The organism is Pedobacter glucosidilyticus, from assembly GCF_002483235.1.
GTDB classification, from domain to species: domain Bacteria; phylum Bacteroidota; class Bacteroidia; order Sphingobacteriales; family Sphingobacteriaceae; genus Pseudopedobacter; species Pseudopedobacter glucosidilyticum_B.
On sequence record NZ_DLHN01000015.1, the window covers coordinates 1 to 18,457 of the forward strand.

Sequence of the window (18,457 nt, forward strand, 5' to 3'; positions counted from 1 at the left end):
CCCTTTCGGGGCTGCAAAGGTAATAACTCTTTTCATTATTACCAAAATGTTTTTGAAAATAATTTCTCCCTTCTTCGATTTCCCTATCATCCCCTCTATTTTCTCTAACTATCTCTCCCTCCTTATCACTCTCCCTATTTCAACCATTCCCCCTTGCGGGCTGCAAAGGTGCACATCTTTTTATTATCTTACAAATACTTCTTTATCTTTTTTTAACACCCTAAACATAACTACCTGGTTTCCTTTATGAAAAAGTTTTTTTAGTATTCAATTTAGCATCCCGCATGGATAATGACGCTATTGAGTTTGTTTAAAACGGAGTTTATCATGCTGTTTACTGTTAAATTGTGTTAAAGAGTTACCTTAAATTATTTATCTACTATATATTAGTAATTATTAAAAAATTGACTTGTATTATTTATTAAACTATCTTTGCAGCATGTTAAAAAATAAAGGCTTAGCATTATTGGGATTAATATTATTATTTGTAGGATTAAGCCTGAGTAGTTGTAAAAGCAAATTTGAGAAGCTTAGAACAAGTAATGATGTTGCTAAAAAGTATCAAGAGGCTATAAAACTTTATAATAAAAAGGATTATACCAAAGCATTAACTTTATTTGATGACTTGGTACAAAGGTATAGAGGAAGATCTGAGGCTGAGGATTTATATTATTATTACGCCTATACTAATTATCAGTTAAAAGACTATTTATCTGCTAGATATCATTTTAAAACTTTTGCAGACACTTATCCTAGTAGTCCTAAAGCTGAAGAGTGTAGATTTATGACAGCATATTGTTACTATCTTGATTCTCCGAATTTTTCATTGGACCAAGATAATACTTATAAGGCTATAGAATCATTACAGTTATTTATCAATATTTATCCAAGAAGTGAAAGGGTAGCGGAGGCGAGTAAATTAATTTTAGACTTGCGTGATAAGTTGGAACGTAAATCTTATGCCAATGCTAAGCTATTTTTGGATATTGGAGATTACCAGGCAGCAGTGATTGCATTTAGAAATTCTATGAAAGATTTTCCGGACACGAAATTTGCTGAGGAAATGGAATATTTGATTATAGAAGCTCAATATCTTTACGCAAAAAATAGTAGAGAAATTAAGCAAGAGGATAGATATAATGAAGCTTTAGTTGAGTACGAGAGATTTACGGAAAAGTATCCTAGTAGTACTTATACGGAAAAAGCAAAAAAGCTTAAGGAAGACATATTAAAAGGAATAGCATTAACAAAGGAAATATTAGCTACATATTCAGAGAATAAAAAAGTAGAAAAAGAAGATGAACAACAACAATAATAAGCCTACAGTTTCTAGTACAACTGTAACCAGAGATTTAAGACAATTAGATATTGAGACTGAGAATATCTATGAGTCTTTAGTTATTATCAGTAAAAGAGCCAATCAAATTGGAGCTAACTTAAAAGAAGAGCTTCACGGTAAATTAGCTGAGTTTGCAAGTTCTAATGACAATTTAGAGGAAGTGTTTGAAAACAGAGAACAGATTGAAATCTCTAAGCACTATGAAAGAATGCCAAAAGCTTCTTTAATTGCTATTGACGAATTTATTCATGGTAAAGTTTACCACAGAAATCCTTCTAAAGAACAAAAATAATTTGTTTTATATTTGGCTTTAGAGGCTGAGCGTTTTAGCAAAAAGCCTAAATAATTAACTCTTAAATATTAAGAGAAATTTTAAGACTTTTTGATGATGCTTGAAGGAAAAAACATATTACTTGGCGTTTGTGGCAGTATAGCAAGTTACAAATCGGCAGAATTAACTAGATTACTTGTTAAAGCTGGTGCAAACGTCAAAATAGTAATGACTCATGATGCTAAAGCATTTATAACTCCTCTAACCTTATCTACCCTATCAAAAAATCAAGTATTTTCTACATATTATCAGGCCGATACAGGCCAGTGGAATAACCATGTTGAATTGGCTTTGTGGGCAGATTTAATATTAATTGCCCCTATCACGGCTAATACTTTAGCCAAATTTGCTTCTGGAGGATGTGATAACTTATTAAGTGCATGTTATCTGTCTGCAAAATGTCCTATTATGTTTGCTCCTGCTATGGATTTAGATATGTGGAAGCATCCATCAACCCAAAAAAATATCCAAACCTTATTAAATTACGGAAATTTTATGATTAAACCTGGCAAAGGAGAACTAGCCAGTGGTCTTTATGGAGAAGGTAGAATGGAAGAGCCGGAAGCTATATATAAACAGGTCATTCATCATTTCGAATATAAACAACTATTGAAGGGTAAACATATTTTAGTAACGGCTGGACCAACTTTTGAACCGATAGACCCTGTTAGGTTTATTGGGAATCATTCATCTGGTAAAATGGGTTTTGCTATTGCCGAGCTTTGTGCACAACTTGGTGCAAGCGTAAGTTTGATTAGTGGACCAGTAGCTTTAGAAATTTATCATCCAAATATTGAAAGGGTTGATGTAATCACAGCAGAGGAGATGCTAAATGCTGTTGATCATGCTTTTGCTAATTGTGATGCTTGTATTATGAGCGCAGCAGTTGCAGATTACACTCCGCTACAAAAGGCTGAACAAAAAATCAAAAAAAGTGATGCCGAATTTAATATCACCCTAAAAAAAACAACTGATATTCTTCAATATTTAGGCTCTATCAAAAAAAATCAAATCTTAGTTGGTTTTGCTTTAGAGACAGAAAATGAAGAAGAGCATGCTAAAATTAAATTGCAAAAGAAAAATCTAGACTTCATTGTTTTAAATTCATTAAAGGATAAAGGCGCTGGTTTTAGAGGTGATTTAAATAAAATAACCATTATTCAAAAAGATGGTGCGAAAACTGTTTATGATTTAAAATCAAAATCTGAAGTTGCTCAAGACATTATCAATACATTAATAAAATATTTATGAAGCATTATCTTTTTAGCTTGATACTTTGCATTACGTCTTATATATCTTATGCTCAGGATTTAAATGCTAGGGTGCAAATATTATCTCCTCAAATTCAAAATACTAATAAAAGGCCTTTGGAAGTATTAGAAACTGCCATGTCTGATTTTCTTAACAATAGAAAATGGTGTGGAGATGAGCTTTTAGCTACAGAGAGAATAGATTGCAATTTTGTTATCAATCTTAAAGAGTGGGATGGCTCTAGTAATTTTAAAGCTGAAGCACAAATTATTAGTAGCAGACCTGTTTTTAACAGCTCCTACAATACTACTTTGTTAAGTATTAATGACAAAAATTTTGATTTCTCTTATTCAGAAGGACAACCCCTTGATTTTTCTGATCAAAATTTCATTAACAATTTAAGCTCGATGCTGGCATTTTATGCTTATGTAATTGTTGGCCTTGATTATGATAGTTTTAATAAGCTAGGTGGCACTAACTATTTTAACAAAGCACAAGATGTTTTAAACAATGCGCAAAATGCTCCATTTTCTGGCTGGAAAGCTTTTGAAGGTTTGAGAAACAGGTATTGGTTAGTAGAAAATATTACAAGTAAGAATTTCTTACCATTAAGAGAAATTATTTATGATTACCATAGAGAAGGCTTAGATATGATGGCGGAAAATGTAGCAAAAGCCCGAAAGACTATTTTATCCACTTTAGCAAGGATATCTGAAATAGATAAACAAAGACAGGGTGCTATGTTTAATCAAGCATTTTTTACTGCTAAAGCAGATGAAATCACGAATATTTTTTCAAAATCAGACCCATCTGAAAAATTAAAAGTATACAATATTTTGGTTGTTGCAGACCCCGCGAATACCAATACTTACGAAGCATTAAAAAATAACAAATAGATTAGCTATGCTAAGCAGATTACATATTAAGAATTATGCGCTTATAGATTCATTAGATATTTCTTTTGATGAGCATTTAAATATTCTTACCGGAGAAACTGGGGCAGGAAAATCTATTATTTTAGGTGCTTTAGGTCTTATTTTAGGCCAAAGAGCAGAAGGCAAATACTTCTTCAATCAACAAAAGAAATGCATTATTGAAGGTTTTTTCAGGGTAAAAAACTACCAACTAAATAGTTTTTTTGAAGAAAACGATTTAGATTATGAAGAAGAAACCGTTTTGAGAAGAGAAATATCTCTAGATGGAAAATCAAGAGCTTTCATAAATGATACTCCGGTTAATTTAACTACGCTGAAACAAGTTGGCGAACAGCTGATAGATATCCACTCTCAACATGCTACTTTAGAAATCAGTAATCAACAATTTCAGTTGTTGGTAGTGGATTTGATGTCTAATCATCAAGAACTGCTTGAAAACTATAAATCATCTTATAAAATCTATAAAAAGAAAGTTAAACAGCTTGATGTATTGATTGAACAAAGTGAAAAAGAAAAAGCAGAACTTGATTATTTGCAATTTCAATTTGATGAGCTTGAGCAAGCAAAACTTAGTACAGATGAGCAAGAAAATCTGGAGCAAGAGTTGCAAAGATTAAATCATGCAGAAGAGATAAAATCTAATCTTCTAAATGCTTCTACCCTATTACAAAATCAAGAAATTAATGCTTTAAGTTTAATAAAAGAAGCATCAAACCAATTACAACAAACTGAAAAATATCAACAAGACATAAGCACTTTAGGTGAAAGATTGAAAAGTTGTTTAATAGAACTGAAAGATATAGCCAATGAAGTAGAGGATTTAGAACAAACTATATCTTTTGATGAAAATAAAGCTACTTTGGTAGGTGACAGGTTAGATTTAATTTACAATTTACAAAAGAAGCATCGCGTAAATAGTAATCAAGAACTTTTAAATTATCAGGAAGAGTTATCATCCAAACTTAATAAAATTCTTTTTGCTGATGAAGATATAGAACGCTTACAAAAAGAGATACAAGAAGAAAAACTTACTCTTATAAAACAAGCTAAAACTATCAGCTTAAACAGAAAAAATGCTATTCCTGCTATAGAAGATTATATCATCAAAATTTTAACAGAGATTGGTATGGCTAATGCCGATGTTAAGCTTGAACAATGGGTTAAAGAAGAAGATAACTTTGACCAAGATGGGATAGACCAAATCAAGTTTTTATTTAGTGCAAATAAGGGCCATCAGTTACAAGAATTGAGCAAGGTTGCTTCTGGAGGAGAGTTATCTAGGTTGATGTTGAGCATTAAATCTTTGATTGCTAAGAAAACTGCTTTACCTACCATTATTTTTGATGAGATTGATACTGGAGTATCTGGAGAAGTGGCTCATAAGGTTGGCAATATTATGGAAAAGCTAGCTGAAGATATGCAGGTAATTACGATTACGCATTTACCGCAAATGGCGAGTAAAGGAAAGTCTCATTATTATGTGTACAAAGAAATAAAAGACGATTTCACTTATTCTCAGATTAAAAAACTTAACAACGAAGAACGTATTTTGGAGATAGCCAAAATGCTAAGTGGAGAACATCCAAAAGATTCTGCAATACAAAATGCCAAAGAATTATTGTATGGATAAATTTCAACATCCATAAAATTTTATAATCTTTACACATTCAAATTACAATTAGGCTTAATAGCTAAAAAAGAATTAAAATATGGCTTATAATTTATTAAAAGGGAAACGTGGTATCATCACAGGTGCTTTAGATGAAAACTCTATCGCCTGGAAAGTTGCCGAGAAGGCTCATGAAGAAGGTGCTACTTTTGTATTGACCAATGCTCCTATTGCAATGCGTATGGGGGAAATAAATAAACTTGCGGAGAAAACTAACTCTCAAATTATCCCGGCTGATGCAACTAGCATAGATGACTTAACAAACCTTTATACTCAAGCTCAAGAGGTTTTGGGTGGTAAAATAGATTTTGTTTTACACTCGATTGGTATGAGTGTGAATATCCGTAAGAAAATCCCTTATACCGAATCTAATTACGATTATTTTGCAAAAGGTATTGATGTATCTGCGATGTCTTTACATAAAATGCTTGCCGTAGCAAAAAAATTAGATGCGATAAACGAAGGAGGAAGTGTTGTTGCTTTAACTTATATGGCTGCGCAACGTACTTATCCTTTTTATACTGATATGGCTGATATTAAGGCTATGCTAGAGTCTATAGCAAGAAGTTTTGGTTACCATTACGGATTAGAGAAAAAAGTTCGTATCAATACAGTTTCTCAATCTCCAACAAAAACTACTGCCGGAACAGGAATTAAAGGTTTTGGTGATTTTTATGATTTTGCTGATAAAATTGCGCCTTTAGGTAATGCTGATGCAGAATCTTGTGCAGATTACTGTATTACTTTATTCTCTGATTTAACCAGAATGGTTACGATGCAGAATTTATTCCATGATGGAGGTTACTCTTCAACAGGTGTAAGTATGGAAGTAATGACAGCTATTGGAGCTGGAGAAGAAGGATAGTGTATAAGATTAATACCAAGTAAAAAAGAAATGCCTTTAATTAAATTAGAGGCATTTCTTTTATTAAACATTTCTATTCTTTTTATAAGACTAGATTTATCTGTTATCTACTCATTCCAAATTTTCTTTCATAATCACTCAATAAAGCATTAACTTCTTTATTTAAAGATGTTTCTCCATTTCGCTTGGTAATATCATCAAACTGGGCCAATACAAATAAACCAAGTTGAATATCTCTCATACCTAAGTTTTCTTTATTTTGTGTTAAGCTGTAATGATAATCTAGCTCACCTTTTATTAAATCTTTACTTTGCGCTAGCAACTTAGCCGCCTCTTGTTTCAATCCTACTTGATACATCAAATCAACCAATTCATATTTACTAAGTGCAAAATTAGAATCATAAGTAGTATAGATGGGTAACTTATCCAAACACTCTTTTAAAACGTTTCTAGCACTATCTGTTTTGCCTTCAAATATTAAATTTCTGGCTAACTCTGTAAATTTATTTACAGATAAATAGACCATTTTGGTTGATTCAGGGTCTAAATAAGACGCTGTTTTCATATTACCCCAAATAAATTTACTCATCATATTTTGATACATAGCGGTAGTATTTACCACATCAGTTTCTGATAATGGATTATTATCATTGATCACTGTTTTGTTTTTAGGCAATAATCTTAAGGCAAAACCTTCATTATATAAGTATTTATCTAAGCCAAAGAAATTGCTGCTAGGCACAGTAAACGCAAAATAAATAGGGCGCTCCCATTTGTTATGAATCAAGATATCTAAAAATGCTAATTGCCCTTTAGTGATATAATTTCCTGGAAACTGCCATTCTAAAGCAGGAACAATTTCTGCTGCATTACTTAAGGTTTTAGTTTTTAAAACCTCATCTGCATTTACAGTAAGTTTAAAATTCTTGGTAGGCAAGAAGTTTTCTTGTTTACCGCTTTGGTATTGAACTTTAGCTTCTGGATTATCTGATGTAATAAATTCAAATATATCGCTTAACTCCTGATTACCGGTAAGATTAAAATCCTGATAAAAAAGTACATCACGTGTACCAGTTACATAAGCTGATGAATCCATCGTGATAGGTAAAGGTTGTGAAGCATTAAAAGGCTTTCTTAATTGGTTGATATACCAATCTGTATCAAACAGGCTTAAGTTTACTATTCTTACATCAGGTCTGAAATTCTCAACTTCTTGTACATACCATAAAGGATAGGTATCGTTATCTCCGTAAGTAAACAAGATGGCATTAGGAGCGCAACTATTTAAATAGTTTTTCGCTAAATCTCTGGCAGTAGTTTTTCCAGATCTATCATGATCATCCCACTCTTCGCTTGCCATTAATACCGGAGCCGCTAACAAACAAACCACAGTTGCCAAAGCAGCCGCGGTTTTAGCATTCAAGAATTTACTCAACCACTCGCTAATAGCAAATACACCCAAACCTATCCAAATGGCAAATGCATAAAAAGAACCTGCGTAAGCATAATCTCTTTCACGTGGTTGGTTTGGTGTTTGATTTAGATACAAAACAATGGCTAAACCTGTGAAGAAGAATAATAAAGCTACAACACCAGCATCTTTTTGATTACGTTTAAAGTGCCAGAAGGCGCCTAGAATCCCTAAAATAAGAGGTAAAAAGTATAATTTATTGTTGGCCTTATTTTCTGTCATGCTTTTAGGTAGGTTATTTTGGTCGCCTAAACGCAAAGCATCAAGAGGTTTTATGCCGCTTATCCAATTACCTTTGGTATAATCGCCAATACCTTGTTCGTCATTTTGTCTTCCAGCAAAATTCCATAAGAAATAGCGCATATACATAAACCCAACCTGATAGGTACTAAAAAAACCGATATTATGTTTAAAACTAGGGCTTTCATCAGGCCCCATATCTAACCAATCACGATAAACGGCAACGTGGTTTCCTTCCTCACTGTAAACTCTTGGAAATAATGTATTTCTATCGTAAACATAAGATTGTTTTTTACCTGTTACCTCATATTTATCATTACCCTTACGATAGCTTGTTGAACCTTCTTTGGAATCTATAACTTTACTATCAAAGTATTGCCCGTATAACAGAGGTCTATCGCCATACTGCTCTCTGTTTAAATAACCCAATAAAGCAAATACATTTTCAGGATCGCTATTATTTAAATTGGTATCAGCTTTAGCCCTAATCACAATCATAGCATAAGAGCTGTAACCAAAAATGATAAGTAAAAAAGAGAGAACCGCTAAATTTAAAACTGGCTTGCTTTTTTGAACAGAATAGTAAAGCAGCCACGCCACAGCTCCAACAATAAGGAAAGCAAAAAAGATAACACCGGTACCAAAGCCCATCCCTAGTGTATTTACAAAGAACAAATCGAAGTTTGCAGCAAATTTTACTAAATATTGGATAATACCATATTGGATAAAACCTAAAACAACCACCCCAATAATTAAAGCTATAAAGGTACCTTTGGTAGTAGCTTGCTTTGTTCTTCTAAAATAATAAATAACCGCCATAGCAGGTATCACCAAAAGATTTAGTAAGTGAATACCAATAGATAAACCCATGATGTAGGCTATAAATAACAGCCATTTATCTGCCTGAGGTTCATCTGCATGAGCATCCCATTTTAAAATGGCCCAAAAAACTACTGCTGTAGAAAGTGATGACATCGCATAAACTTCTGCCTCAACTGCTGAAAACCAAAACGTATCAGAAAAAGTATAAGCTAATGCACCTACCAAACCTGCCCCCATAATGGTAATAAGCTGTGCCAATGCAGGTTCTTGCTTTCCTGGCATTACAACTTTCTTTGCTAAAGCTGTTATCGTCCAGAAGAGGAACAAAATTGTAGCCGCACTAGATAAAGCAGAACTCATATTCACCCAAAAAGCTATTTTATCCTCGCTGCCAGCAAAAAGACTAAAAATTCTTCCAATCATTAAAAATAAAGGAGCACCAGGCTGGTGTACTACTTGTAATCTATACGCCGCAGAGATAAATTCTCCGCAATCCCAATAACTTGAAGTTGGTTCTAATGTTAAGGTATAAACCACCGCAGCTACTAAAAAGCTAAACCAACCCAGTAAATTATTAATCTTCTTATAGGCCATTTTCTATTTAAATTGATTCTTTATTGGCCGAAAATAACTATTTGAAATGAATAAAACAGGACTTTAACAAATATTAACCAGCTACTAAGATTTATTTCACTCTGAATTACCACTATAAAACAAGCAGTTACACTTTTTATTATTTTGATAGCTAAAGCGTCTTTAAAAATTTTAAAAAAAATTTGCATGCTTTCTGTAATGAGGCTATATTTGCATTCCATTTCGGGAATACTTGAAATTGGAGATTGCCTGATAGTATAATGGTAGTACGACGGTTTTTGGTACCGTTTGTCTAGGTTCGAATCCTGGTCGGGCAACTAAAAATTAAAATCAGATTGTGAAAGCCACAATCTGATTTTTTTTAAAATCGAATCGAAAGCTCATGCCTTCTAATCCAGTAAAACTCTTTTCAGGATCTGCAACAAGAACTCTTGCTGATAAAATTGCTAAGTCGTACGGAAAAGAACTCGGTGATATTAAGCTATCTCGTTTTTCAGATGGCGAAATTCAACCTTCTTTCGATGAATCTATCAGAGGTTGTGATGTTTTCCTAGTACAATCTACCTGCCAACCAAATGATAATCTTTTTGAGTTATTGATGATGATAGATGCTGCTAAAAGAGCATCGGCACATTATATCAATGTGATTATCCCTTATTTTGGTTACGCTCGTCAGGATAGAAAAGATAAACCCAGAGTAGCTATCGGCGCTAAGCTAGTGGCTAATTTATTAACTGCCGCTGGTGCACACCGTGTAATGACTATGGATTTACACGCCGCACAAATACAGGCTTTTTTTGATATCCCAGTAGACCATTTGGATGCTGCGGTTATTTTTGTGCCTTACATTAAAAGCTTAGGATTAGAAAATTTAACCATTGCTTCACCAGATATGGGCGGCTCTTACAGGGCTCGTTTATTTGCAAAATTCTTTAATGCTGAGGTTGTTATTTGTGATAAGAGAAGAAAAAGAGCGAACGAAATAGAGTCAATGTCTATTATAGGCGATGTTACCGGGCAAGATATCGTTTTAATTGACGATATTTGCGACACGGCCGGCACCCTTTCTAAAGCAGCGGCTTTAATTATGGAAAAGGGAGCTAAAAGTGTAAGAGCTGTTTGTACACATGCTGTATTATCTGGCAATGCGTATGAAACGATAGAGAACTCTGCTTTAACAGAAATTATTGTTACCGATACTATACCTGTTAAAAAAGAGAGTAGTAAAATTAAAATATTATCAACTGCAGACTTATTTGCGAAAGCCATTACTAACGTAAACGAGCATGCATCAATTAGTGAACTTTTTAAAATTTAATATATAACAAACATGAAATCAATCGCAATTAGCGGTTCTCCAAGAGAGAACGTAGGGAAACGCGACGCTAAGGAGCTTCGTTACTCGGGTAAAGTGCCAGCTGTATTATACGGCGGAAAAGAGCAAATTCACTTTGCTGTTGAAGCACCATCATTAAGAGATTTAGTTTACACTCCAGACGTAAACTTTGCCGAATTAGAAATTGCTGGTAAAAAAACCAAAGCTATTTTAAAAGAAATTCAGTTTCATCCATTAACAGAGCAAATCTTACACGTAGATTTCTTACAGTTATTTGATGATAAAAAAGTAACCATGGAAATCCCTGTTAAATTAACTGGTACTTCTCCAGGTGTTAAGATGGGTGGTAAATTAGTTCAAAAGTTACGTAAATTAAAAGTTAACGCTTTGCCTAAAGATATGCCTCAATATGTTGAAGTTTCTTTAGAGCCTTTAGAAGTAGGTAAATCTACTCGTGTTCGTGATTTAAAACCAGAAGGATATAGCATTACCAATGTTGGTGAAGATACTATTGTTTCTGTAATTATGTCTAGAGCTTTAAAACAAGCAGAGCAAGAAGCTAACAAAAAATAATTAGCTTTAAAGAATTGAAGAAAGACTGTCGCTTGACAGTCTTTTTTTGTTTACAATGGAAATATACAGATTTTAAGCATGCAAATTTTAGAGAAGAAATACCTGCTATTCTTTTTCGTAGTATTAATTGTTTCGCCTTTGATAGGAATACTTTTATTCCAAGAAGAGCTAAATAGTGTGTTTCTTGCGAGAGCTTTTTTTACTGCTTGTTTAAGTACTTTGATATTTTTCTTTATCAGTAAAAGAAAGTAAGTTATAGAAAAACGATATCCGATACCACCTCAGCCCCAGTTTTCTCATTTAGGCTTTCCAAAATTTTTGAGCGCATCATTACCAACTCATTCTTTACCACGGATGATTCTATCCTAACAAAAAGCTTTTTATCTCTGATATAAATTTCTTTAGTTCTATTGGCCACAGCCTTACCTACCACAGCTTCCCAAGAAGAAACAGCAAAAGTTTCATCATATTTACCTTTTAACCGATAAGCTTTAAGCATCTGCTCTAATGCCTCTTTTAAGGTTTTATCATTAGTTCTGCTCATTACGGATGATTTGATTTTCTATTGTAAATAAATTAAGCTTAACATGAATGGAGTTAAAAATGGCTTTTAACCTTTCTGGATTAGTATCTGTAATAAAAATTTGCCCAAAATCATCTTCAGAGACCATTTTCATTAATTTTGTAATTCTCTTATCATCCAGTTTATCAAAAATATCATCTAATAATAATAAGGGTTTGTAGCCTTTTTGTTGATTGAGGAAACTATATTTTGCCAATTTTAAGGCTATCAGGAAAGATTTTTGTTGCCCCTGAGAACCAAATTTCTTAAGTGGCATACCATGTATGGTAAATTGCAATTCGTCTTTATGGATACCTACAGTGGTTCTTTGTAAAATTTTATCTTTTTCTGCTGCACTCTTTAATAAAGTATCAAAATCACCATTTAACAACATTGAGTCGTAAGTTAATGAAACTTGCTCAGCATCATCACTTAAATATTGATAATGTTCGTTAAAAATAATGGTAAAAGACTCCATAAACTGCTTTCTCTTCTCAAAAATCTTCATTCCAGAGTTTACCAGCTGCTCATCAAAAATTTCTAGTAAAGTTGGGTCATACCTACCGGTTTCTGCAATTCTTTTTAATAAGGCATTTCTATTGAGTAAACTTTTATTATAAGTAATTAATTCATCCAAATAATGATGATCTGTTTGAGAAATCACATTATCTATAAATTTTCTACGTTCCTCGCTCCCATCTAAAATTAAGCTTATATCATTTGGAGAAATCATTACTAAAGGGAATAAGCCAATATGGTCTGCCAACCTTGTATACTCTTTTTTATTCCTTTTAAACTGTTTTTTTTGATTTTTCTTTACACCACAAGCAATAAACTCTTCTTGATTATCCTTATCAAATTTCCCTTGTATCATAAATAAGTCTCTATCTTGTTTAATTTGCTGACTATCAATTGGATTGAAATAACTTTTACATAGAGACAAATAATGTATGGCATCCAGTAGGTTTGTTTTACCTGCTCCGTTATCACCCGTAAAAGCGTTTGCACCGTCAGAGAAAACTAGCTCTGCCTCGTCATAGTTTTTAAAATTTACAAGTGAAAGATTTTTCAAGTACATATAACAAAGTTAACTATATAGGGCTTCTTCACTGTATTATTATTAAAGAATTTACCTTCAAAAAATCCTTTTAAAGTATAGTAATTGAATATTAGTGAATTATATCGTAATTATTTAAATATAAGAGTTGTTGTTTTTAATGAAAACACTATTTTTGCAATCTTTAATAAAACCAAAATGTCGAACACACAGATTGATAGTACACCAGAAGTAGCAAGTTCTTTAGGTAAAACAGGAAGCTTCATTCAAGAAAACCGTAAAAGTCTTCTTATTATAGGTGGTGCTGTAGTAGGATTAATATTATTATTTTTTGCTTATCAAAAGTTTTATTTAGCTCCAAGAGAAACGGATGCTTTAAACCAAATCTATAAAGCACAACAGTATTGGGAACAAAAAGACTGGGATAAAGCCATAAAAGGTGATGGTAATTTCCCTGGTTTTGAGAAAATCATAGAAGAATATGATAATACAAAATCGGCCAATCTGGCTTATTACTATTTGGGTATAGCTTATTTAAACAAGGGTGAGTTCCAGAAAGCAGCAGACAACTTAACCAACTATAGCGGTTCTGATGAAGTTATTGCTCCTTTAGCGCTTGGCGGTGCTGGTGATGCTTTTGTTGAGTTAAAGCAATATGATAAAGCCATTACTTATTATAACAAAGCAATTTCTAAAGGTAATAACCAATTTGCTGCTCCTATCTATCTTAAAAAACTAGGTTTAGTTTATGAGGAGCAAAAAGATTTTAAATCTGCTTTAGAAACCTATAATAAAATTAAAAATGATTTTCCTGAGAGTACTGTAGCTTTTAACATTGATATGTATATAGCTAGAGTAGAAGGAAAATAGTTATATAAAAGAAATTTACATCAGGTTAGCTTTAATGGCTAACCTTTTTTTTTGGATATTATGGCAAGTCACTTAAAAAATTTATCAGATTTTTCTCATACAACAGTACCATCAGCTAAACCTTTCCGTTTCGGTATTGTGGTAGCAGCATGGAATGCAGAGGTAACAGGGAAATTATACCAAGGAGCTTATGACTCTTTACTTAAATATGGTGCAGAAGAAGAAAATATCATCTCTGTTGAAGTTGCAGGAAGCTATGAGTTGATTGCTGGCGCAGATATTTTGCTAAGTAAGCAACAATTAGACGCAGTCATTTGCTTAGGCTGTGTAATACAAGGCGAGACCCGACATTTTGATTTCATCTGTAATGCTGTGGCTAATGGAATTGCAGAAGTAGGTATTAAACATACAAAACCTGTTATTTTTGGTGTATTAACTACGGATAACCAAGAACAAGCTTTAGACAGAGCTGGAGGTAAGCATGGCAACAAAGGCGACGAGGCTGCTATTACTGCAATAAAAATTGCAGATATGGCTAAGAGTTTAAAATAATTATATTAGCTTTACATAAATTTATATATTGTAGATTTATCAATGAAGAAATTTGTCTTTATAGCATTAGTTTTAATTGCAAGCATCACGATTCTAGAATCTTGTTCTTCTAAACTTTGCCCAGCTTATAGTTCTTATCCTCAGGCTAGAGGAAGAAGATAATCCTTAATCCTTTAAAATTTTAATATGAAAAAATTATTTTTTTCATGCCTTTTTATTGCCTTGTGCTTAACTGCTTTAGCACAAGATAAAAATGTTGTGATTGATAAAATTTGGACTGCTATTGGCGGCAAGCAAAACTTTGAGAAGAGTAGATACATACAGTTTACCTTTGAAGTTAAGCGAAATGATAAGATTGCTACATCAAGAAACCATTTATGGGACCGTTATACTGGCAACTATAGATTTGAGCAAACCAACAATGACAAGAAACAAGTAATCTTGTTTAACATCAATACAAAAAAAGGTAAAGCTTATGAAAATGGTGTTCTTTTAAGCGACTCTTTAAATGAAGCTGCTATAAAAAAAGCTTATGCTTCTTATATTAATGATACTTATTGGCTGTTGGTGCCTTCTAAAATTGAAGACCCTGGTGTAAATACCACTTTGATAGCTAATGAAACTATAGATGGTAAAGAGTATCAGGTATTGAATTTAAATTTTGACAAGGTTGGTTTAACACCTGGCGACCAATACTGGCTCTATATTAACCTTGCCAATGGCGAAATAGAAAAATGGAAGTTCTTGCTACAAAATCAAAAAAATGCTAATATTTTTAACTGGTCTCCTTACTTAGAAATAGGGAACGGGGTAAAATTATCTACCAGCAAAACAAATAATAGTAATAACTCAACTATTTCTTTCCCAAATACTAAAGTTTTGCAGAAAGTTAATCAACAAATATTTATAAAACCATGAACTGGATTAATTTAGAGAGCGAAGAACAATTAAACGAGATAAAAAATAAACAAGGGAATAGTGTTATTTTTAAGCACAGTACCAGATGTTCTATCAGTATGATGGCAAAGAAAAGACTGGATATGGATGGAGATATTGTTCCTGAAAATTTATCTTGTTATTACTTAGACCTTTTAAATTACAGAAATATCTCTAACCAAATTGCTGATTTATTTCAGGTTCATCATGAATCTCCTCAATTACTGCTTATTCAAAATGGAGCGTGTATTTTAGATCAATCTCATGGAGAAATCAATCTGGAAGAAGTTGTGGAAATGATATAACAATTTTGATGCACACTTTTGCAGAAGTATAAGGCGCAAGAGCTTTTATTTACCTAGCCCCTCTTTATACTTGCCAAAAAGTGATAATAGCTAGATGATTAAAATTTTGTTTTCCAAGTGGTAATAGTCTTATCTATAGCATTTTGAATCGAGGTTTTTAAATTTATATATTCAGGCTCCTCTTTCCAATTCCCTTTAATAGGAGCAACAGAACTGATACGGTCTGATAATAATAATGAATTATCTTGTAAATCAATGATACTGGTTGAGATATTCATATAGCCCTGTCTATCTATTTCAATCATGCTATAATAACTTACGAGTATACCGTATTTTACTTCTGCGTATAATATTTCATCAACATTATATTTTGATTTTAAAGCTCTAATATCTTTTTTGTAATATTTTTTATCAGTATCAGGTGTATCAAATTTGCTGAAATTTTCATCTTTTAAATTGGCATCAATGAGTATGAAATCTTTATTTCTTGATTTTAAAATATCAGAAATCTCATTCTTAAGCAATTTGGATGGATTAACCTGTGGCTCTATAGTTTGAAGTGGCTTGGTATACTTATCACCTGGTGTTAAAGCCATATCTAAAAGACCTTGTGCGCCTGCTTTTGCTAACCCAATGCTATCTACATGTATGATAACACCTACTTTCTTAGATTCATAAAACTGTTTGTTTAAAGGTAGTTTAACAGCACAACTTCCTAGGCATAAAATGCAGATGATACTAATTGCAATCTTGAAAATTTTCATTTTGATAGATTATTTCTGTTTTAAATTGTTTATTCTTTTAAGCAATACAAATTAAACAATTTACTTAATTCTTCTCCATAACTTCTTGTACTTACTTGCCAAATCATGATAACTATTATTGCTAAAGTGCTTATTTCCGGATTACAAATCCCTTTTTATCTGAAGTTCGAGATGAGCAAGCTAACATCTCGAACAGCTTAGTATGATCTGGTAAAAAAGGTATTTGGCTGTCTTATTTAATAATATTAATTATCAAATTTATTTACTCGCAATAGTTATAACATCGCTTTCTTTGTATCCATACCTTACTGCTTTTACTTCTATATCTTTTTTCATGGATTTAAAAGGCTTATTATACAGCTTCCAATATTTATCTCCATCGTATTTATAGGCTATGGAAGCTCCTTCTGTTTTACATTTTAAATTGATAAAACCATCTTTTTGCTCGTATTCTGGTAAAGATGTTAAAGGTTGCTTGCCACCAGGCCACATTTTTTCGGCTTGTATAATTTCTGGAGTATCTAGCCAATCTCCATATTTCTTCTGCCACTTGTACAATGCTGTACGCATGGTGTCTAATACAGCTTGGTATGCTGGTTGTAAGGCTAAGTTTTGAAGCTCAAATGGATCTTTTATCACATCATATAATTCTTCTGCTGGCTTAGATGCTTCCATCCATGCAGACTGAACACTATTAAGGCTTTTGCGGTGGTATAAACTATCAATTCTTTTCATGATAGGGGCTTGATACATAAAATCTAAATACTGATTATAAGCGGTATCGGGCCAATAATTTTTTATGTATTTAAATTGTTTAGTTCTAACGGCTCTTTGTAAATCGTATTTGGCATCCATCCTATCTCTACCAGCAAAAACATAAGTTCTGGCTTGTGCTGATTTTTGTTTGCCCAAAAACGCTTGTCCTTGTATATGATTAGGTATTGGTATATCAGCGATAGAAAGTACGGTTGGCGCTAGGTCTACAAAACTGATAAGTTCTTCATTTATACCGCTTAATTGACCTTTTATCTTGTTTTTCCACTTTTCTGGAGTATAAATAATTAAGGGTACATGTATACCTCCATCATTCATCCATCTTTTACTTCTTGGTAAGCCGTCACCATTATCGCCCATAAAAAATATGATGGTATTGTCTAATAATCCATCGGCTTTAAGCCTATTGATTAATTTACCAACCTGAGTATCCATCCTATTTATATTGGTGAGGTGTCTGGCATAATCTTGTCTTACAATAGTATCATCCGGATAGTAAGGAGGTAATTTAACTTTTGCCGGATTAATGATATACTTTTCTTCTAAAACGGGTCTTGATTTTACGTCTTCTTCCAAGCGCTTTAAATCAACATTAAATTCTTTAAAAAATCTAAGCTTGGTACTATCTGGCCAGGTATTAATCTCATGCGTGGTTTGGTAGGTGAAACATGAAAAGAAAGGCTGAGTTTTATCTTCTCTATCCCACCAACCGGCCGTTAAAGTATGGCTATCCCAAACGGTAAATGGGGTTCCAAACTGATAATCTGTTTTAAAGCTATTGGTACAGAAATAATTATTTATCCTAAGATACTCTGTAAAAGCTTTTACGTAAGCCGGAGGCACTGCATTATAAAAAGGCACTCCAGCATAAGGTGTAAGGCTTTTGGCTTGCCTCATGTGCTGTGTGCCTATACTTGTACTATACATGCCGGTAACTATGGCTGCCCTACTAGGCGCACAAACTCCAGAAACAGTAAAAGCATTTTGGTATTGAACGCCATTTTTTGCCAACCAATCTATATTTGGGGTATGTACTATTTCTTCTCCATAGCTGCCTAAATGGTTATTAATATCTTCTGCCATAATCCAAATAATGTTTGGTTTTTCTTCTTGGGCGTAAGTACTAACTGGGGCTCCAAAACATAGCATAAAAGCTATTAATTTACTTACTTTTTTGGCTGGGGAATTTATAAATGTATTAAAAATCATAA

The 18,457-nt window shown here is 32.9% G+C and carries 17 protein-coding genes and 1 tRNA gene; 13 read left to right on the top strand and 5 right to left on the bottom strand.

Going from position 1 to position 18,457, the window contains the following annotated elements:
* The first annotated feature begins 439 nt into the window (after nucleotides 1–439).
* From B2745_RS03260 to B2745_RS03285, 6 genes are all read left to right on the top strand, one after another.
* Nucleotides 440–1,315, top strand: coding sequence for an outer membrane protein assembly factor BamD (locus tag B2745_RS03260; protein WP_304063651.1), 876 nt, complete (start codon nucleotides 440–442; stop codon nucleotides 1,313–1,315).
* The gene (locus B2745_RS03265; RefSeq protein WP_026904359.1) at nucleotides 1,299–1,631 is read left to right on the top strand and encodes a DNA-directed RNA polymerase subunit omega; all 333 of its coding nucleotides are present in this window, start codon (nucleotides 1,299–1,301) and stop codon (nucleotides 1,629–1,631) included. The genes B2745_RS03260 and B2745_RS03265 overlap by 17 nt, the downstream gene beginning before the upstream one ends.
* Before the next feature lie 96 nt (nucleotides 1,632–1,727).
* Nucleotides 1,728–2,921: a bifunctional phosphopantothenoylcysteine decarboxylase/phosphopantothenate--cysteine ligase CoaBC gene (coaBC, locus tag B2745_RS03270; RefSeq protein ID WP_304063704.1), complete on the top strand. Its 1,194-nt coding sequence runs from the start codon at nucleotides 1,728–1,730 to the stop codon at nucleotides 2,919–2,921.
* Nucleotides 2,918–3,817, top strand: coding sequence for a DUF4835 family protein (locus tag B2745_RS03275; RefSeq protein WP_304063654.1), 900 nt, complete (start codon nucleotides 2,918–2,920; stop codon nucleotides 3,815–3,817). The genes coaBC and B2745_RS03275 overlap by 4 nt, the downstream gene beginning before the upstream one ends.
* Before the next feature lie 7 nt (nucleotides 3,818–3,824).
* Nucleotides 3,825–5,486 (top strand): DNA repair protein RecN, encoded by a 1,662-nt coding sequence (recN, locus tag B2745_RS03280; protein WP_304063657.1) that lies wholly within the window; start codon nucleotides 3,825–3,827, stop codon nucleotides 5,484–5,486.
* A gap of 79 nt (nucleotides 5,487–5,565) precedes the next feature.
* The gene (locus B2745_RS03285) at nucleotides 5,566–6,390 is read left to right on the top strand and encodes an enoyl-ACP reductase FabI (protein ID WP_304063660.1); all 825 of its coding nucleotides are present in this window, start codon (nucleotides 5,566–5,568) and stop codon (nucleotides 6,388–6,390) included.
* A 103-nt stretch (nucleotides 6,391–6,493) separates the two neighbouring features.
* Here B2745_RS03285 and B2745_RS03290 read toward each other — a convergent pair whose 3' ends face one another.
* On the bottom strand, nucleotides 6,494–9,517 hold the full coding sequence (locus B2745_RS03290) for a DUF2723 domain-containing protein (protein ID WP_304063663.1): 3,024 nt from the start codon (nucleotides 9,515–9,517) through the stop codon (nucleotides 6,494–6,496).
* Nucleotides 9,518–9,763: 246 nt separating this feature from the next.
* On the opposite strand from B2745_RS03290, the gene B2745_RS03295 reads away from it, so the two are divergent.
* The 3 genes from B2745_RS03295 to B2745_RS03305 all read left to right on the top strand — a co-directional run bounded on the left by B2745_RS03295 (nucleotide 9,764) and on the right by B2745_RS03305 (nucleotide 11,426).
* Nucleotides 9,764–9,834: transfer RNA gene (locus tag B2745_RS03295), tRNA-Gln, on the top strand.
* Between the two features lie 65 nt (nucleotides 9,835–9,899).
* On the top strand, nucleotides 9,900–10,835 hold the full coding sequence (locus B2745_RS03300; protein WP_039452120.1) for a ribose-phosphate pyrophosphokinase: 936 nt from the start codon (nucleotides 9,900–9,902) through the stop codon (nucleotides 10,833–10,835).
* A 12-nt stretch (nucleotides 10,836–10,847) separates the two neighbouring features.
* A complete protein-coding gene (locus tag B2745_RS03305; protein WP_026904367.1) occupies nucleotides 10,848–11,426 on the top strand; it encodes a 50S ribosomal protein L25/general stress protein Ctc in 579 nt (192 codons plus the stop codon).
* Nucleotides 11,427–11,679: 253 nt separating this feature from the next.
* Here B2745_RS03305 and B2745_RS03310 read toward each other — a convergent pair whose 3' ends face one another.
* Nucleotides 11,680–11,970, bottom strand: coding sequence for a DUF721 domain-containing protein (locus B2745_RS03310; protein ID WP_026904368.1), 291 nt, complete (start codon nucleotides 11,968–11,970; stop codon nucleotides 11,680–11,682).
* A complete protein-coding gene (gene recF / locus B2745_RS03315; protein ID WP_304063666.1) occupies nucleotides 11,957–13,066 on the bottom strand; it encodes a DNA replication/repair protein RecF in 1,110 nt (369 codons plus the stop codon). Before recF ends, B2745_RS03310 begins: the two co-directional genes overlap by 14 nt.
* Nucleotides 13,067–13,243: 177 nt before the next feature.
* On the opposite strand from recF, the gene B2745_RS03320 reads away from it, so the two are divergent.
* The 4 genes from B2745_RS03320 (at nucleotide 13,244) to ytxJ (ending at nucleotide 15,708) form a co-directional block, all read left to right on the top strand.
* Entirely contained in the window at nucleotides 13,244–13,915 is a 672-nt protein-coding gene (locus tag B2745_RS03320; protein WP_026904370.1) for a YfgM family protein, read from the top strand.
* A 60-nt stretch (nucleotides 13,916–13,975) separates the two neighbouring features.
* Nucleotides 13,976–14,467: a 6,7-dimethyl-8-ribityllumazine synthase gene (gene ribH, locus B2745_RS03325; protein WP_304063668.1), complete on the top strand. Its 492-nt coding sequence runs from the start codon at nucleotides 13,976–13,978 to the stop codon at nucleotides 14,465–14,467.
* 186 nt (nucleotides 14,468–14,653) lie between these two features.
* Complete coding sequence (locus tag B2745_RS03330) at nucleotides 14,654–15,385, top strand: DUF6503 family protein (protein ID WP_304063671.1); 732 nt, start codon at nucleotides 14,654–14,656, stop codon at nucleotides 15,383–15,385.
* Entirely contained in the window at nucleotides 15,382–15,708 is a 327-nt protein-coding gene (gene ytxJ, locus B2745_RS03335) for a bacillithiol system redox-active protein YtxJ (RefSeq protein ID WP_026904373.1), read from the top strand. Before B2745_RS03330 ends, ytxJ begins: the two co-directional genes overlap by 4 nt.
* A 98-nt stretch (nucleotides 15,709–15,806) precedes the next feature.
* On the opposite strand, the gene B2745_RS03340 is transcribed toward ytxJ, so the two are convergent.
* Together B2745_RS03340 and B2745_RS03345 are read right to left on the bottom strand one after the other, a co-directional pair.
* Nucleotides 15,807–16,472 carry a hypothetical protein gene (locus tag B2745_RS03340; RefSeq protein ID WP_304063674.1) on the bottom strand — a complete coding sequence of 222 codons (666 nt, stop codon included), beginning with the start codon at nucleotides 16,470–16,472 and terminating at the stop codon, nucleotides 15,807–15,809.
* 258 nt (nucleotides 16,473–16,730) lie between these two features.
* On the bottom strand, nucleotides 16,731–18,455 hold the full coding sequence (locus B2745_RS03345; protein WP_304063677.1) for a sulfatase family protein: 1,725 nt from the start codon (nucleotides 18,453–18,455) through the stop codon (nucleotides 16,731–16,733).
* Between the last annotated feature and the right edge of the window lie 2 nt (nucleotides 18,456–18,457).

What these genes read in the sequence shown, in the direction of transcription:
- B2745_RS03260 (WP_304063651.1), top strand. Translation starts at nt 440, where the DNA reads ATGTTAAAAAATAAAGGCTTAGCATTATTGGGATTAATATTATTATTT.
- B2745_RS03265 (WP_026904359.1), top strand. Translation starts at nt 1,299, where the DNA reads ATGAACAACAACAATAATAAGCCTACAGTTTCTAGTACAACTGTAACC.
- coaBC (WP_304063704.1), top strand. Translation starts at nt 1,728, where the DNA reads ATGCTTGAAGGAAAAAACATATTACTTGGCGTTTGTGGCAGTATAGCA.
- B2745_RS03275 (WP_304063654.1), top strand. Translation starts at nt 2,918, where the DNA reads ATGAAGCATTATCTTTTTAGCTTGATACTTTGCATTACGTCTTATATA.
- recN (WP_304063657.1), top strand. Translation starts at nt 3,825, where the DNA reads ATGCTAAGCAGATTACATATTAAGAATTATGCGCTTATAGATTCATTA.
- B2745_RS03285 (WP_304063660.1), top strand. Translation starts at nt 5,566, where the DNA reads ATGGCTTATAATTTATTAAAAGGGAAACGTGGTATCATCACAGGTGCT.
- B2745_RS03290 (WP_304063663.1), bottom strand. Translation starts at nt 9,517, where the DNA reads ATGGCCTATAAGAAGATTAATAATTTACTGGGTTGGTTTAGCTTTTTA.
- B2745_RS03300 (WP_039452120.1), top strand. Translation starts at nt 9,900, where the DNA reads ATGCCTTCTAATCCAGTAAAACTCTTTTCAGGATCTGCAACAAGAACT.
- B2745_RS03305 (WP_026904367.1), top strand. Translation starts at nt 10,848, where the DNA reads ATGAAATCAATCGCAATTAGCGGTTCTCCAAGAGAGAACGTAGGGAAA.
- B2745_RS03310 (WP_026904368.1), bottom strand. Translation starts at nt 11,970, where the DNA reads ATGAGCAGAACTAATGATAAAACCTTAAAAGAGGCATTAGAGCAGATG.
- recF (WP_304063666.1), bottom strand. Translation starts at nt 13,066, where the DNA reads ATGTACTTGAAAAATCTTTCACTTGTAAATTTTAAAAACTATGACGAG.
- B2745_RS03320 (WP_026904370.1), top strand. Translation starts at nt 13,244, where the DNA reads ATGTCGAACACACAGATTGATAGTACACCAGAAGTAGCAAGTTCTTTA.
- ribH (WP_304063668.1), top strand. Translation starts at nt 13,976, where the DNA reads ATGGCAAGTCACTTAAAAAATTTATCAGATTTTTCTCATACAACAGTA.
- B2745_RS03330 (WP_304063671.1), top strand. Translation starts at nt 14,654, where the DNA reads ATGAAAAAATTATTTTTTTCATGCCTTTTTATTGCCTTGTGCTTAACT.
- ytxJ (WP_026904373.1), top strand. Translation starts at nt 15,382, where the DNA reads ATGAACTGGATTAATTTAGAGAGCGAAGAACAATTAAACGAGATAAAA.
- B2745_RS03340 (WP_304063674.1), bottom strand. Translation starts at nt 16,472, where the DNA reads ATGAAAATTTTCAAGATTGCAATTAGTATCATCTGCATTTTATGCCTA.
- B2745_RS03345 (WP_304063677.1), bottom strand. Translation starts at nt 18,455, where the DNA reads ATGATTTTTAATACATTTATAAATTCCCCAGCCAAAAAAGTAAGTAAA.